Raw genomic sequence first — 13,552 nt, 5'->3', positions numbered from 1 at the left:
CCTGTATATAGCACCAGTGGTCTGAAGGTTCTTTTCAGGTTGTAGGAAAACAACCATGAATTTATTTTCTCAATCGAGAATCATCGAACGATAGAGCTGAAAGCCTTGCCCCACCTGCCCTGCGCGCCCGTCTCCTGCACTGGAAAAAGCGCTAACCGATTGAACAGGAACAGATTTATCCAGATTCAAGGTTGACACCCCGGCGATCCTCTGTAGAATGCCGACACACAGACGCGGGATGGAGCAGTCTGGTAGCTCGTCGGGCTCATAACCCGAAGGTCGTCGGTTCAAATCCGGCTCCCGCAACCAAACATCAAAAAAGGCTACTCGAAAGAGTGGCCTTTTTTGTGTCTGTCTGTTTTTCAGACCAGCCTCTGCATCACGCACATCCGGGCGAACAGGAATTCGTTGCATTTCCGAAACTTACCGCGCCGCTGCGACCGTTTGACGCAAATTCACACTTATTTGACCCTTTACGGGATTAGCGGTTGACACCTCGCCGTTCGCCTGTAGAATGCCGCCACACAGACGCGGGATGGAGCAGTCTGGTAGCTCGTCGGGCTCATAACCCGAAGGTCGTCGGTTCAAATCCGGCTCCCGCAACCAAACATCAAAAAAGGCTGCTCGAAAGAGTGGCCTTTTTTGTATCTGTGGAAAAAGTCCTTTCGCAACAATGATCTGTCACGCTGCAGTGAAACGCTTAGGATCATCAGACCCGCCGAGTTGCGACTATGCTTGAGTCGCAGGCAAGACGTCTGCAATCCATGACCCGCCCTCGCCGATCCCGGATGAGAGGCGTAGTATTTTGTGATTATTTTTTTCTACAGGGATTGGTAACTTGGCTGGATACCTCCATCCTGTCGCGCACAATCCAAGAGGTGATTGATGCGCGCCAACTCGTCTGATTCACAAGACACCGTCACAGCAGAACATCCGATCAAACCCGAGCGCCTGCGCTTGCTGGATCGGTTGAGCAAATATCGCCAGCCGATCGGTCTGGCGGTCACGTTGCTGCTGTTTGCCATTGCGCTGATTGCCTGCCGCCATCTGCTGAGCGAACTCGATCTGTATGCCCTGCATGACTCGATCCTGGCGGTGCCGAAACCGGCCCTGCTCGGCGCAGTGGCTGCTACGGTGGTCGGCTTCATCATATTGCTGGGCTATGAATGGTCGGCCAGCCGCTATGCCGGCGTGACACTGCCGCCGCGCACTCTGGCGCTGGGCGGCTTTACCGCATTTGCGATTGGCAACGCCATCGGCCTGTCGCTGCTGTCCGGCGGCTCGGTGCGCTACCGTTTATATGCACGCCATGGGCTGGGCGCCTCCGAAGTCGCGCACATGACGCTGTTCGCCAGCCTGTCGCTGGGTTGCGCCCTGCCACCGCTGGCGGCTCTCGCGACCCTGAGTGACCTGCCCGCCGCCTCCGCCGCACTGGGCCTGTCGGAAGGCCTGCTCGGCACGATTGCCATGGTGGTGCTGGGTCTCGGCGCTATTCTGGCGATCGGCATCTATCGCCGCCGCCTGCCGGAGCAGCCGTACCGCGACAACCTGCTGGTCAGGGCCGGTCGCCGGACGCTGCGCCTGCCGGGCCGACGCCTGACCTTCCTGCAACTGATCATCACCGCCCTCGACGTCGCCGCAGCAGCCACCGTGCTTTATCTGCTGCTGCCGGAAGCCCCGCCGTTCGGCGCGTTCTTGCTGGTGTACCTGCTGGCCCTGGCCGCCGGCGTCCTCAGCCATGTGCCTGGCGGTGTCGGGGTTTTTGAAGCGATCCTGCTTGCCGCGTTTGCCGACACCCTCGGGGCCGCGCCACTCGCCGCCGCCCTGCTGCTCTACCGTCTGATCTACGTCGTGCTGCCGCTGCTGGTGGCCTGCCTGTTCTTGCTGATCAACGAAGGCCAGCGCCTGTTCCAGACCCAGACCATGCGCGCCGCATCCGGTCTGGCCGCGCCGATTCTGGCGGTGCTGGTGTTTCTGTCCGGCGTGGTACTGCTGTTTTCCGGCGCGACCCCGGAGATCGACACCCGTCTCGAACACATCGGTTTTCTGATTCCGCATCGTCTGGTCGACGCCTCGCACTTCGGCGCCAGTCTGATTGGTGTGTTGTGTCTGATGCTGGCGCAGGGCCTGCGCCGGCGCCTGTCGGCGGCGTGGATGCTGACCACCATTCTGTTGCTGGTCGGCGCCCTACTCTCGCTGCTCAAAGGCTTCGACTGGGAAGAAGCCACGCTGATGACACTCACCGCAGCGTTGCTGGGGGTGTTCCGCCGTTCGTTCTATCGCCCGAGCCGCCTGACCGAACTGCCGTTCTCGCCGCTGTATCTGGTGGCCAGCCTCTGCGTCCTCGGCGCTTCGACCTGGTTGCTGCTGTTCGCCTATCAGGACGTGCCGTACAGCCATCAACTGTGGTGGCAGTTCACCCTCGACGCAGACGCCCCGCGCGGCTTGCGTTCGTTGCTCGGCGCCGCCGTGCTGTTACTGGTGATCGCGCTGACCTGGCTGCTGCGCACCGCGCGCCCGGTGATCCACCTGCCGACCCCGGACGAACTGGATCGCGCCGCGAAAATCCTGATGGCTTCGTCGCAACCCGATGGCGGCCTCGCGCTGACCGGTGACAAGGCGTTGCTGTTTCACCAGAACGACGAAGCCTTCCTGATGTACGCCCGCCGTGGCCGCAGCCTGGTGGCGCTGTACGACCCGATCGGCCCCGGCCAGCAACGCGCCGAGATGATCTGGCAGTTCCGCGACCTGTGCGACATCCATCACGCGCGTCCGGTGTTCTATCAGGTACGTGCGGAAAACCTGCCGTACTACATGGACATCGGCCTGACCGCGATCAAGCTCGGCGAAGAAGCCCGGGTCGATCTGCAGCGCTTTGACCTGGAAGCCAAGGGCAAAGAGATGAAGGACCTGCGCTACACCTGGAACCGTGGTACCCGCGACGGCCTGTCGCTGGAAATCCATGAGCCGGGCCAGGCGCCGATGGACGAGTTGAAAGTGATTTCCGATGCGTGGCTGACCGGCAAGAACGTGCGCGAGAAAGGTTTCTCCCTCGGTCGGTTCAGCGACGATTACCTGAAGCATTTCCGCATTGCGGTGATTCGCTTCGAAGGTCGCCCGGTGGCGTTCGCCAACCTGCTCGAGACTTTCAGCCATGACCTGGCCAGTCTCGACCTGATGCGCTCGCACCCGGACGCCCCCAAGCTGACCATGGAATTCCTGATGGTCGGCCTGATTCAACACTATAAGAGTCACGGATACGCGCGCTTCAGCCTGGGCATGGTGCCGTTGTCGGGGTTGCAACCCCGGCGTGGTGCACCGCTGACCCAGCGTCTGGGTTCGATGGTCTTCCGCCGTGGTGAGCAGCTGTACAACTTCCAAGGCTTGCGCCGCTTCAAAGACAAGTTCCAGCCTGACTGGGAACCCCGTTATATGGCAGTGCCCGCCGGACTCGATCCGCTGGTGGCGCTGGCCGATACTGCTGCCCTGATCGCGGGCGGCTTGACTGGATTGGTGAAACGCTGATGATTCAACGCTCCCTGAAGTACATCCTGGCCGCACTGATCGTGCTGGCCGTGATTGCCGGCGGCGGTTACTGGTACCTCAAACGCCCGGCACCGCAACCGACTCTGCAACCACTGACGGCCGCCGACGGCACGGTCATGACCCGCGTCATACCCGGCACTCAGCCCAAAGCGCAGGTGCTGGTCGCGGTCAATGACGACCAGAAGCTGACCGACAACCAACTGAGCACCCTGAGCCGCAGCGCCTCGGCGCAGATCGTTCAGGTGATTCTGCCCAAGGACTGCCTGCAACAGAGCCGCGCCCTGCAAACCGGCCTGCGCGAACTGAATGGCCCGGCCAAGCTGGTCAGCGGTATCGGCCCTGGCGCGGTACTGGCCTGGCGCTGGTTGTCCGAGCAGAAGGACGACAAGGCCCAGGCGATCTCGGTTGACCTGGCGCTGGAAAAACCCGGTTGCACTCACCTGCTGCCGAAATCCGCGGCGCATGGCCACTGGCTGGTGGCGTGGAACGACAACCCGGACGACACCAGCGCCGGTTTCGTGCGCGATCAACCGAACGCCGAAACCAGCATCAGCGACTACGACATCAACCTGCCGCAAGTGCTGAACAACGAGCTGCGCAAGATCCTCGTCGGCGGCGACAAGGCCAACGGCGGTCTGGCGATCCCGGTGGTGGAAGTGCCGGCCGGTCAGGCCAAAGACACCGTCACGCTGTTCCTCTCCGGTGACGGCGGCTGGCGCGACCTCGACCGCGACGTAGCGGGCGAGATGGCCAAGATTGGCTACCCGGTAGTCGGCATCGACACCCTGCGCTACTACTGGCAACACAAGAGCCCGGAGCAAAGCGCCCTGGACCTGACCGAACTGATGCAGCACTACCGGCAGAAATGGGGCACTAAACGCTTCATCCTGACCGGTTACTCGTTCGGTGCCGACGTCCTGCCAGCGATCTACAACCGCCTGCCGGACACCGAACAGCAACGCGTCGACGCCATCATCCTGCTGGCTTTCGCCCGCACCGGCAGCTTCGAAATCGAAGTCGAAGGCTGGCTCGGCAACGCCGGCAAAGAAGCCGCCACCGGCCCGGAAATGGCCAAGTTGCCAGCGGCCAAAGTAGTGTGCATCTACGGCGCCGAAGAAACCGACGAAAGCGGCTGCACCGACAAGACGGCAGTCGGCGAAGCGGTGAAACTGCCTGGCGGCCACCACTTCGACGAGAACTACCCGGCGCTGGCCAAGCGTCTGGTGGACCTGATCGAGAAGCGTCAGAGCAAGGATCAGCCGACAGAGTGATCTGCGCCGGCAGAACAAAAAGCCCCCGCAACTTCGCAGTTGCGGGGGCTTTTTACATCTCGGACGACTAACCCATTCCCCTGTAGGAGTGAGCCTGCTCGCGATAGCGGAGTGTCAGCCACCTAGTTGCCAACTGACACACCGCTATCGCGAGCAGGCTCACTCCTACAAGGGAATTGCGCTGAATTCAAATAATCATCAATCCTTGCAAGCGTATCTTGCCCGCATATAGTCATGGCTGATCGCTTGTGCCGGATCGAAGTTGATCAATCGCTCCATAGCTTGCGCTTCAATCCGAAGGTTCTCGAGATCATCCTGCTTTTCTTGTTTCGATGATGCAGTCATACGCGTCTCGCTCATTTGCACACGCCAGTTCGTGTCAGACGTTTAGTATCGTTTACTTCCAGTTTCTCAATATCAGATGACGCCCACAGACCTTGTAGGCAAACTCCGAAACTCGTGTTCGGGCGCTTTGCGGCTCTATTGCGCTGTTTTTTGACGAGATACTCTCCGGACGTCGCTGACCCATTCAGCGATCGGGTGTGGTAACCCGGAGAACCCAGCGCAAGAGCCCGCTCATCGAGTAATGGCGGCTGTGCGTGGGACGCTTTCGAGCGTGCCGGTTTCCTTGGTTCCCGGTTTACCACCCTGCGTACAGTTGCCTCCCTTTCGTGTGGTAACGAAAGTCGCGGCACTTCGAACCAAGGAGTAACACGATGACCGAAACTGATCTGCACGGACCCGCAAACATTAAAACCATCGGCTTCACCCCTTTCCTCTACAACTCGGATCAAGCGTTCTTCAACGTCCGCGCCGGCATCCCGATCATCGATGCCCTGTCCCAATCCTCCGACCTGCTGTCCCTCGCCAAATCCTTCGCCGAGGACGCTGCCTTCATCAAAGACACCGACCGCCATGCCTGGGCTGCGCATTACCTGACGGTGATGGGCAAAGCCTTGATTGATGACGTGATCCAAGCGCTGATGCCGCGACCTGCGCGGACGAAGACCGAATCTGAAGAAGAATTGCCTGAAAGCCACTGACACCACAGAATCCTTGTGGGAGCGAGCTTGCTCGCGAATGCGGTGAATCAGCCACCACATGTCTCGACTGACACTCGGCCTTCGCGAGCAAGCTCGCTCCCACAGGGGATTTGCAGTGGGTTAGAGGTTTATGTGCGGGCACAAAAAAGCCCCCGCCAGCCTTGAAGCTGACGGGGGCTTTTCAGTTGAGGCGGGGTTACATCTCGACCTGCGTCCCCAACTCAATCACCCGGTTCAGCGGCAGATTGAAGAAACGCAGGTTGCCGTTGGCATTCTTCAACATGAACGCAAACAGCGCCTCGCGCCAGCGGGCCATGCCTTCGAGTTTCGAGGCGATCACCGTTTCGCGGCTGAGGAAGTAGGTGGTGCGCATCGGGCTGAAGTCCAGATCATCCAGATGGCACAGCTTCAACGCCTGCGGCACGTCCGGCTCGTCGGTGAAGCCGAAGTGCAGGATCACCCGGAAGAAGCCTTCGCCGTGGGCCTCGACCTCAAAGCGGCGCGATGGCGGCACGCGCGGGATATCTTCGTAGACCACGGTCAGGAGCACCACTTGCTCATGCAGTACCTGGTTGTGCAGCAGGTTGTGCAACAGCGCATGCGGCACCGCGTCGGAGCGTGCGGTGAGGAACACCGCAGTACCCTGCACACGGTGCGGCGGTTGCACGCGGATGCTGCTGATGAAGATCGGCAGCGGCAGCGCGCCTTCGTCGAGGCGATCGACCAGCAGCTCCTTGCCGCGTTTCCAGGTGGTCATCAGGATGAACAGCACGATCCCCGCCAGCACCGGGAAGGCACCGCCCTGAATGATCTTCGGCACGTTGGCCGCGAAGAACATGCCATCGACCAGCAGGAAACCAAGCAGAATCGGCACCGCCAGCAGCGGTGGCCATTTCCATAGCAGCAGGATCACCGCTGCCACCAGAATACTGGTGATCAGCATGGTGCCCGTCACTGCCACGCCGTAGGCAGACGCCAATGCGCCGGAGGACTCGAAACCGATCACCAGCAGAATTACGCCGACCATCAGCGCCCAGTTCACCGCACCAATATAGATCTGCCCCTGTTCGGCACTGGATGTGTGCTGAATGTGCATGCGCGGAATGTAGCCAAGCTGAATTGCTTGACGGGTCAGCGAAAACGCACCGGAAATCACCGCTTGCGAAGCGATCACCGTGGCCAGGGTTGCCAGCACCACCAAAGGCACCAGTGCCCAGTTCGGCGCCAGCAGGTAAAACGGGTTACGTGCCGCTTCCGGGTTTTCCAGCAGCAATGCGCCCTGACCGAAGTAATTCAGCACCAGTGCCGGCAGTACCAGCGCCAACCAGGCGCGGGCAATCGGCTTGCGACCGAAGTGGCCCATGTCGGCATACAGGGCCTCAGCGCCGGTCAGCGCCAGCACCACCGCACCGAGAATCGCCACCCCCATGCCCGGGTGAACCATGAAGAAACGCACGCCCCAGATCGGGTTCAGCGCGCTCAATACTTCAGGGTGTCTGACGATCCCGCTGACACCCAGACCGCCCAGCACCAGGAACCACGCCACCATCACCGGACCAAACAGCTTGCCAATGCGATCGGTGCCATGCTTCTGGATCAGGAACAGTGCCACCAGCACCACCAGCGCCATCGGCACCACCCAGCGCTCCAGGCCATCGAATGCCAGCTCCAGACCTTCCACCGCCGACAATACGGAAATCGCCGGGGTGATCATGCTGTCGCCGTAAAACAGTGCGGCACCGATCAATCCCAGGATCACCAGCACCGCCTGCAATTTGGGATAGCGGCTGGATGCGCGTCGCGCCAGGGCGGTCAGCGCCATGATCCCCCCTTCGCCCTGGTTGTCGGCCCGCAAGACGAACAACACGTACTTGATCGTGACGACCCAGATCAGCGACCAGAATATCAATGCCAGAATCCCGAAGACGCCGTCGTGATTGACCGGCACCCCATAATGACCGGCGAATACCTCTTTGAGGGTGTACAACGGGCTCGTGCCGATGTCGCCGTAAACTACCCCGACTGCCGCGACCAGCATGCTCAGCGGTTTTGCAGCCGAATGCTCGGCGCCCGCCGCCTGACTACTTGCCTGACCCATCCAACACTCCTGATTCTCGAACCGGCTTCTTTGAATGAAGCACTATGCTTTGTGGTGCAGCATGCGCTGTTTTACCTGTTGTTACAGACGTTTTGTTGACTGTAAAAAATTGGTAAAGCTCAACGGCGCGAAGCATAGCGCAGCACTCGTCGTATTTCCCTGCATAAAGCTGGTCAAGTGCGTTGCTCATCGCTAGAATTGCGCACTTTTTGATCAGAGGCGCACCCTAAGCGCCCATCCGTCGGCTTTCCCACACGGCAAGCGACGTCACAAAACACCGAGGTTAGACATGTCCACCACTCCTGCGCCGGCCAATCCAAAGGTTGGCTTCGTATCTCTGGGTTGCCCGAAAGCACTGGTCGACTCCGAGCGCATCCTGACCCAGCTGCGTATGGAAGGCTATGACGTGGTGTCCACCTATCAGGACGCCGACGTGGTGGTGGTCAACACCTGCGGCTTCATCGACTCGGCCAAGGCTGAGTCGCTGGAAGTGATCGGTGAAGCGATCAAGGAAAACGGCAAGGTGATCGTCACCGGTTGCATGGGCGTGGAAGAAGGCAACATCCGCGACGTACACCCGAGCGTGCTGGCCGTGACCGGTCCGCAGCAGTACGAGCAAGTGGTCAACGCGGTGCACGAAGTGGTGCCGCCGCGTCAGGATCACAACCCGCTGATCGACCTGGTACCGCCGCAAGGCATCAAGCTGACCCCGCGTCACTACGCGTACCTGAAGATTTCCGAAGGCTGCAACCACAGCTGCAGCTTCTGCATCATTCCGTCGATGCGCGGCAAACTGGTCAGCCGTCCGGTGGGTGATGTACTCGACGAAGCCCAGCGTCTGGTCAAATCCGGCGTCAAAGAGCTGCTGGTGATCTCGCAAGACACCAGCGCCTACGGTGTCGACGTGAAATACCGCACCGGTTTCTGGAACGGCGCGCCGGTGAAAACCCGCATGACCGAACTCTGCGAAGCGCTGAGCACCTTGGGCGTGTGGGTCCGTCTGCACTACGTTTACCCGTACCCGCACGTCGACGAGTTGATCCCGCTGATGGCCGCCGGCAAGATCCTGCCGTACCTGGACATCCCGTTCCAGCACGCCAGCCCGAAAGTCCTGAAGGCGATGAAACGCCCGGCGTTCGAAGACAAGACTCTGGCGCGGATCAAGAACTGGCGCGAGATCTGCCCGGACCTGATCATCCGTTCGACCTTCATCGTCGGCTTCCCGGGCGAAACCGAAGAAGATTTCCAGTACCTGCTGAACTGGCTGACCGAAGCCCAGCTCGACCGCGTCGGCTGCTTCCAGTACTCGCCGGTAGACGGCGCCCCTGCCAATGATCTGGACCTGGAAGTGGTACCGGACGACGTCAAGCAGGACCGTTGGGAGCGCTTCATGGCGCACCAGCAGGCGATCAGCTCGGCACGCCTGCAAATGCGCATCGGCCGCGAGATCGAAGTGCTGGTGGACGAAGTCGACGAGCAAGGCGCCGTCGGCCGCTGCTTCTTCGATGCCCCGGAAATCGACGGTAACGTATTCATCGACAACGGCAGCAACCTCAAGCCGGGCGACAAGGTCTGGTGCAAGGTGACTGACGCTGACGAATACGACCTGTGGGCTGAGCAGATCTAAACACCACGAAGTACCTGTGGGAGCGGGCTTGCTCGCGAAGGCGGTGTATCAGACACTGGTATGTCGACGGATACACTGCTTTCGCGAGCAAGCCCGCTCCCACAGGGGATAGTCGTGTCATCAAAAGCCCCGCTCTTTTTTACGAGATGCGGGGCTTTTTTACGGCTATGGTTTACCGGGGGAAGGACTCCCTTGAAACGAACAAGAGGCCATCGGGCATGCGTCAGCATTCGGTCATTCACACGCCGAAACTCAGCGATTATCAGGAACTGACCCGGGTCTGGGAGGCCTCGGTTCGCGCGACCCATGATTTCCTGCCGGACAGCTACATCGAGTTGCTGCGTAATCTGGTGCTCACGCGTTACCTGGATGCAGTGATGCTGATCTGTACCAAGGACGCCAACCAGCGCATCACCGGATTCGCCGGGGTGGCGGCGGGCAAGATCGAAATGCTGTTCATCGATCCCGAGTATCGTGGCCAAGGCTTGGGCAAGAAACTGCTCAACTACGCCATGCAACATCTGAATGCCGATGAACTCGACGTCAACGAACAGAACCCGCAGGCACTGGGGTTTTATTTCAAGCAGGGTTTTGAAGTGATCGGCCGCTCGGAGGTGGATGGCATGGGCCAGCCGCACCCGTTGCTGCATATGCGCCTGCGGCAGACCCAGCAGCGCTCAAGTAACGGCTGACACACCAAAGTACCCTTGTAGGAGTGAGCCTGCTCGCGATAGCGCCGGACCAGCCGACATCAATGCTGAATGTCAGACGGCAATCGCGAGCAGGCTCACTCCTACAAAAAACCACCTACCGAAATGGAACCGGGCTTAACCGGCGCCAGGCAGGTACAATGCCCACCCCTTTTTTGTTACGGCCCTGTCATGACTGACCCGATTCGCCTCTCCAAACGCCTCATCGAACTGGTCAGTTGCTCCCGCCGGGAGGCCGAACTGTTCATTGAGGGCGGCTGGGTCACCGTGGACGGCGAAGTGATCGACGAACCGCAATTCAAGGTCGGCGACCAGAAGGTCGAGCTCGACAAGGACGCTCAGGCCACCGCGCCGGAGCCGGTTACGATTCTGCTCAACGTGCCGGCCGGCATGGATGTCGACACCGCCATGCAGTCGCTCAGCGCCGATACCCTCAGCGACGAGCATCGCTACGGCAAACGCCCGCTGCGCGGGCACTTCCTGCGCCTGACGGCCAGCGCCGATTTGCAGCCCAAGGCCAGCGGCCTGCTGGTGTTCACTCAGGACTGGAAAGTGCTGCGCAAACTGACTGCCGACGCGGCCAAGATCGAGCAGGAATACGTGGTCGAGGTCGAAGGCGACATGGTTGCCCACGGCCTCAATCGCCTGCAGCACGGCCTCACCCACAAGGGCAAGGAGCTGCCGCCGGTCAAGGCCAGCTGGCAGAACGAAAACCGCCTGCGCTTCGCCATGAAGAACCCGCAGCCGGGGATCATCGCGCAGTTCTGCGAAGCGGTTGGCCTGAAGGTCGTCGGCATCCGCCGCATCCGCATCGGCGGCGTGTCGATTGGCAAGGTTCCGGTGGGCCAATGGCGCTACCTGTCCGGCAAAGAGAAGTTCTAAGGCTTCCACTGCCGCCACACATTCCGGCAGCGCGCCTGCGTGCTGCCCACAACGATTATCAGGATTACCCACATGATTCATAACGACGTATTGCGTAGCGTGCGCTACATGCTCGACATCAGCGACAAGAAAGTCATCGAGATCATCAAGCTCGGCGGCCTGGACGTGGAGCTGAAAGACGTCGTCGCGTACCTCGACAAGAAAGAAGAAGACGAAGAAGGCTTCGTGCGCTGCCCGGACGAAGTCATGGCGCACTTCCTCGACGGTCTGGTGGTGTTCAAGCGCGGCAAGGACGAAAGCCGTCCGCCGCAGCCGATCGAAGTGCCAGTGACCAACAACATCATCCTGAAGAAGCTGCGCGTGGCCTTCGAACTCAAGGAAGACGACATGCACGCGATCCTCAAGGCAGCCGAGTTCCCGGTGTCCAAGCCTGAGCTGAGCGCACTGTTCCGCAAGGTCGGCCACACCAATTACCGCGCGTGCGGCGACCAGTTGCTGCGCAACTTCCTCAAGGGCTTGACCCTGCGCGTTCGCGGCTGATCTGCGCCACAAGCTCTGAATCGGCGGCGCGGCCTTCGCGAGCAAGCCCGCTCCCACAGGTTTTGTGGCTGACACAAAACCGGACTCCACTCGAGATCCCTGTGGGAGCGGGCTTGCTCGCGAAGGCGTCGGCCCGGCCACCTCGGGTTATCATCCCCACCCCGCTCCCACCTCGACTCCAGACCATGACTTACAACGTCTCCCCCATCGGCTTCGTGCGTTCCTGTTTCAAGGAGAAGTTCGCCATCCCGCGCCAGCCGCAACTGGCCCCCGCCGCCCGTGGCGTGCTGGAGCTGGTGGCGCCGTTCGATCAGGGAGACGCCGTGCAAGGGCTGGAGCAGGTCAGCCATGTCTGGCTGTTGTTCCTGTTTCATCAGGCGCTGGAAGAAAAGCCGCGCCTGAAGGTGCGGCCACCGCGTCTGGGCGGTAACAAGTCCATGGGCGTGTTCGCCACCCGTGCGACGCACCGGCCCAATGGCATCGGGCAGTCTGTGGTGAAGCTGGACAAGGTCGAGGCCAATCGGCTGTTCATTTCGGGGATCGATTTGCTCGATGGCACACCGGTTCTCGACATCAAACCGTATGTGCCTTACGCCGACATCATCCCTGACGCCGCCAACAGCATCGCCAGCGCCGCGCCACAGCTGATTGATGTGCAGTGGACGGACGCCGCGCTGCAACAGGCGCATGGCCATGCTCAGCGCCTTGGCGAGCCTTTGGTCGAGCTGATCGAGCAGTGTCTGGCCCAGAATCCGCGTCCGGCGTATCAGACGCCGGCGCCGGAGCGCGAGTACGGTGCGCAGTTCTGGGATCTGGACGTGCGCTGGCATTATCCGACGCCGGAGCAGATCCGGGTACTGGAAGTCATCCCCGCCAACACCTGAACCCCGGAAACGCAAAAGCCCGCGCTGCCTTCTCAGGCAACGCGGGCTTTTCTGTGTAGCACGAAACCATTGTGGGAGCGGGCTTGCTCGCGAAAGCGGTGCGCCATTCAACATTGACGTCGACTGACAGCCCCCCTTCGCGAGCAAGCCCGCTCCCACAGGTATTGCGGGTTACTTCTCGACGAACGCACGCTCGATCAGGTAGTCACCCGGCTCCCGCATACGCGCCGAGATCTTCAGGCCGAAGCTGTCGAGCACTTCGCTGGTCTCGTCGAGCATGCTCGGGCTGCCGCAGATCATTGCGCGGTCGTCCTGCGGGTTGATCGGTGGCAGACCGATGTCGCTGAACAGCTTGCCGCTGCGCATCAGGTCGGTCAGACGGCCCTGGTTCTCGAACGGCTCGCGGGTCACGGTCGGGTAGTAGATCAGCTTGTCACGCAGCGCTTCACCGAAGAACTCGTTCTGCGGCAGGTGCTCGGTGATGAATTCGCGGTAGGCGACTTCGTTGACGTAGCGTACGCCGTGCACCAGGATCACTTTTTCAAAGCGCTCGTAGGTTTCCGGGTCCTGGATCACGCTCATGAACGGCGCCAGACCGGTGCCGGTGCTCAGCAGATACAGATGCTTGCCCGGGTTCAGGTCGTCCAGCACCAGGGTGCCGGTAGGCTTCTTCGAGATGATGATCTCGTCGCCTTCCTTCAGGTGCTGCAGCTGCGAGGTCAGCGGACCATCCTGCACCTTGATGCTGAAGAACTCGAGATGCTCTTCCCAGTTCGGGCTGGCGATCGAGTAAGCGCGCATAAGCGGGCGGCCGTTGGGCTGTTGCAGGCCGATCATCACGAACTGACCGTTCTCGAAGCGCAGGCCCGGATCACGGGTGCACTTGAAGCTGAACAGAGTGTCGTTCCAGTGATGAACACTGAGGACACGCTCGTGGTTCATGTTGCTCAT

At 60.7% G+C, this 13,552-nt stretch carries 11 protein-coding genes and 2 tRNA genes; 10 read left to right on the top strand and 3 right to left on the bottom strand.

Annotation, left to right across the window (positions count from 1 at the left end):
• Positions 1–232: 232 nt before the first annotated feature.
• The 4 genes from ACOYXI_RS25490 to ACOYXI_RS25475 all read left to right on the top strand — a co-directional run bounded on the left by ACOYXI_RS25490 (position 233) and on the right by ACOYXI_RS25475 (position 4,817).
• Positions 233–309 (top strand) — tRNA-Met (locus ACOYXI_RS25490).
• Positions 310–529: 220 nt separating this feature from the next.
• Positions 530–606 (top strand) — tRNA-Met (locus ACOYXI_RS25485).
• A 279-nt stretch (positions 607–885) separates the two neighbouring features.
• Positions 886–3,525 carry a bifunctional lysylphosphatidylglycerol flippase/synthetase MprF gene (gene mprF / locus ACOYXI_RS25480; protein ID WP_007964392.1) on the top strand — a complete coding sequence of 880 codons (2,640 nt, stop codon included), beginning with the start codon at positions 886–888 and terminating at the stop codon, positions 3,523–3,525.
• Positions 3,525–4,817: a virulence factor family protein gene (locus ACOYXI_RS25475; RefSeq protein WP_461675437.1), complete on the top strand. Its 1,293-nt coding sequence runs from the start codon at positions 3,525–3,527 to the stop codon at positions 4,815–4,817. The genes mprF and ACOYXI_RS25475 overlap by 1 nt, the downstream gene beginning before the upstream one ends.
• Positions 4,818–5,015: 198 nt before the next feature.
• Here the strand turns inward: ACOYXI_RS25475 and ACOYXI_RS25470 are convergent, their stop codons facing one another.
• The gene (locus ACOYXI_RS25470; RefSeq protein WP_167734055.1) at positions 5,016–5,162 is read right to left on the bottom strand and encodes a hypothetical protein; all 147 of its coding nucleotides are present in this window, start codon (positions 5,160–5,162) and stop codon (positions 5,016–5,018) included.
• Between the two features lie 371 nt (positions 5,163–5,533).
• On the opposite strand from ACOYXI_RS25470, the gene ACOYXI_RS25465 reads away from it, so the two are divergent.
• Complete coding sequence (locus ACOYXI_RS25465) at positions 5,534–5,860, top strand: DUF3077 domain-containing protein (RefSeq protein ID WP_223008256.1); 327 nt, start codon at positions 5,534–5,536, stop codon at positions 5,858–5,860.
• Positions 5,861–6,056: 196 nt separating this feature from the next.
• Here ACOYXI_RS25465 and ACOYXI_RS25460 read toward each other — a convergent pair whose 3' ends face one another.
• Positions 6,057–7,898: a potassium transporter Kup gene (locus ACOYXI_RS25460; protein ID WP_461675582.1), complete on the bottom strand. Its 1,842-nt coding sequence runs from the start codon at positions 7,896–7,898 to the stop codon at positions 6,057–6,059.
• 349 nt (positions 7,899–8,247) lie between these two features.
• Between ACOYXI_RS25460 and rimO the strand changes: the two genes are divergently transcribed.
• The 5 genes from rimO to tsaA all read left to right on the top strand — a co-directional run bounded on the left by rimO (position 8,248) and on the right by tsaA (position 12,601).
• Positions 8,248–9,585, top strand: a complete 1,338-nt coding sequence (gene rimO, locus ACOYXI_RS25455; protein WP_003222282.1) for a 30S ribosomal protein S12 methylthiotransferase RimO — start codon at positions 8,248–8,250, stop codon at positions 9,583–9,585.
• A 218-nt stretch (positions 9,586–9,803) separates the two neighbouring features.
• A complete protein-coding gene (locus ACOYXI_RS25450; RefSeq protein WP_098967526.1) occupies positions 9,804–10,277 on the top strand; it encodes a GNAT family N-acetyltransferase in 474 nt (157 codons plus the stop codon).
• Positions 10,278–10,466: 189 nt separating this feature from the next.
• Positions 10,467–11,177, top strand: a complete 711-nt coding sequence (locus ACOYXI_RS25445) for an rRNA pseudouridine synthase (RefSeq protein ID WP_134785568.1) — start codon at positions 10,467–10,469, stop codon at positions 11,175–11,177.
• Between the two features lie 72 nt (positions 11,178–11,249).
• Entirely contained in the window at positions 11,250–11,717 is a 468-nt protein-coding gene (locus tag ACOYXI_RS25440) for a YehS family protein (RefSeq protein ID WP_027611093.1), read from the top strand.
• Between the two features lie 185 nt (positions 11,718–11,902).
• Positions 11,903–12,601, top strand: a complete 699-nt coding sequence (tsaA, locus tag ACOYXI_RS25435) for a tRNA (N6-threonylcarbamoyladenosine(37)-N6)-methyltransferase TrmO (RefSeq protein WP_282413913.1) — start codon at positions 11,903–11,905, stop codon at positions 12,599–12,601.
• Positions 12,602–12,772: 171 nt separating this feature from the next.
• On the opposite strand, the gene fpr is transcribed toward tsaA, so the two are convergent.
• A complete protein-coding gene (gene fpr, locus ACOYXI_RS25430) occupies positions 12,773–13,552 on the bottom strand; it encodes a ferredoxin-NADP reductase (protein ID WP_007908723.1) in 780 nt (259 codons plus the stop codon).

The sequence above is a fragment of the Pseudomonas sp. G3-19 genome, assembly GCF_054855875.1.
Note: the sequence above shows the minus strand (reverse complement) of the source record. Positions and strands in the feature narration are given on the sequence as shown.

Excerpts from the sequence above, each read along its gene's own strand:
- ACOYXI_RS25470 (WP_167734055.1), bottom strand. The coding sequence starts at position 5,162 with ATGACTGCATCATCGAAACAAGAAAAGCAGGATGATCTCGAGAACCTT.
- ACOYXI_RS25440 (WP_027611093.1), top strand. The coding sequence starts at position 11,250 with ATGATTCATAACGACGTATTGCGTAGCGTGCGCTACATGCTCGACATC.
- ACOYXI_RS25450 (WP_098967526.1), top strand. The coding sequence starts at position 9,804 with ATGCGTCAGCATTCGGTCATTCACACGCCGAAACTCAGCGATTATCAG.
- ACOYXI_RS25475 (WP_461675437.1), top strand. The coding sequence starts at position 3,525 with ATGATTCAACGCTCCCTGAAGTACATCCTGGCCGCACTGATCGTGCTG.
- tsaA (WP_282413913.1), top strand. The coding sequence starts at position 11,903 with ATGACTTACAACGTCTCCCCCATCGGCTTCGTGCGTTCCTGTTTCAAG.
- mprF (WP_007964392.1), top strand. The coding sequence starts at position 886 with ATGCGCGCCAACTCGTCTGATTCACAAGACACCGTCACAGCAGAACAT.
- fpr (WP_007908723.1), bottom strand. The coding sequence starts at position 13,552 with ATGAGCAACATGAACCACGAGCGTGTCCTCAGTGTTCATCACTGGAAC.
- rimO (WP_003222282.1), top strand. The coding sequence starts at position 8,248 with ATGTCCACCACTCCTGCGCCGGCCAATCCAAAGGTTGGCTTCGTATCT.
- ACOYXI_RS25465 (WP_223008256.1), top strand. The coding sequence starts at position 5,534 with ATGACCGAAACTGATCTGCACGGACCCGCAAACATTAAAACCATCGGC.
- ACOYXI_RS25445 (WP_134785568.1), top strand. The coding sequence starts at position 10,467 with ATGACTGACCCGATTCGCCTCTCCAAACGCCTCATCGAACTGGTCAGT.
- ACOYXI_RS25460 (WP_461675582.1), bottom strand. The coding sequence starts at position 7,898 with ATGCTGGTCGCGGCAGTCGGGGTAGTTTACGGCGACATCGGCACGAGC.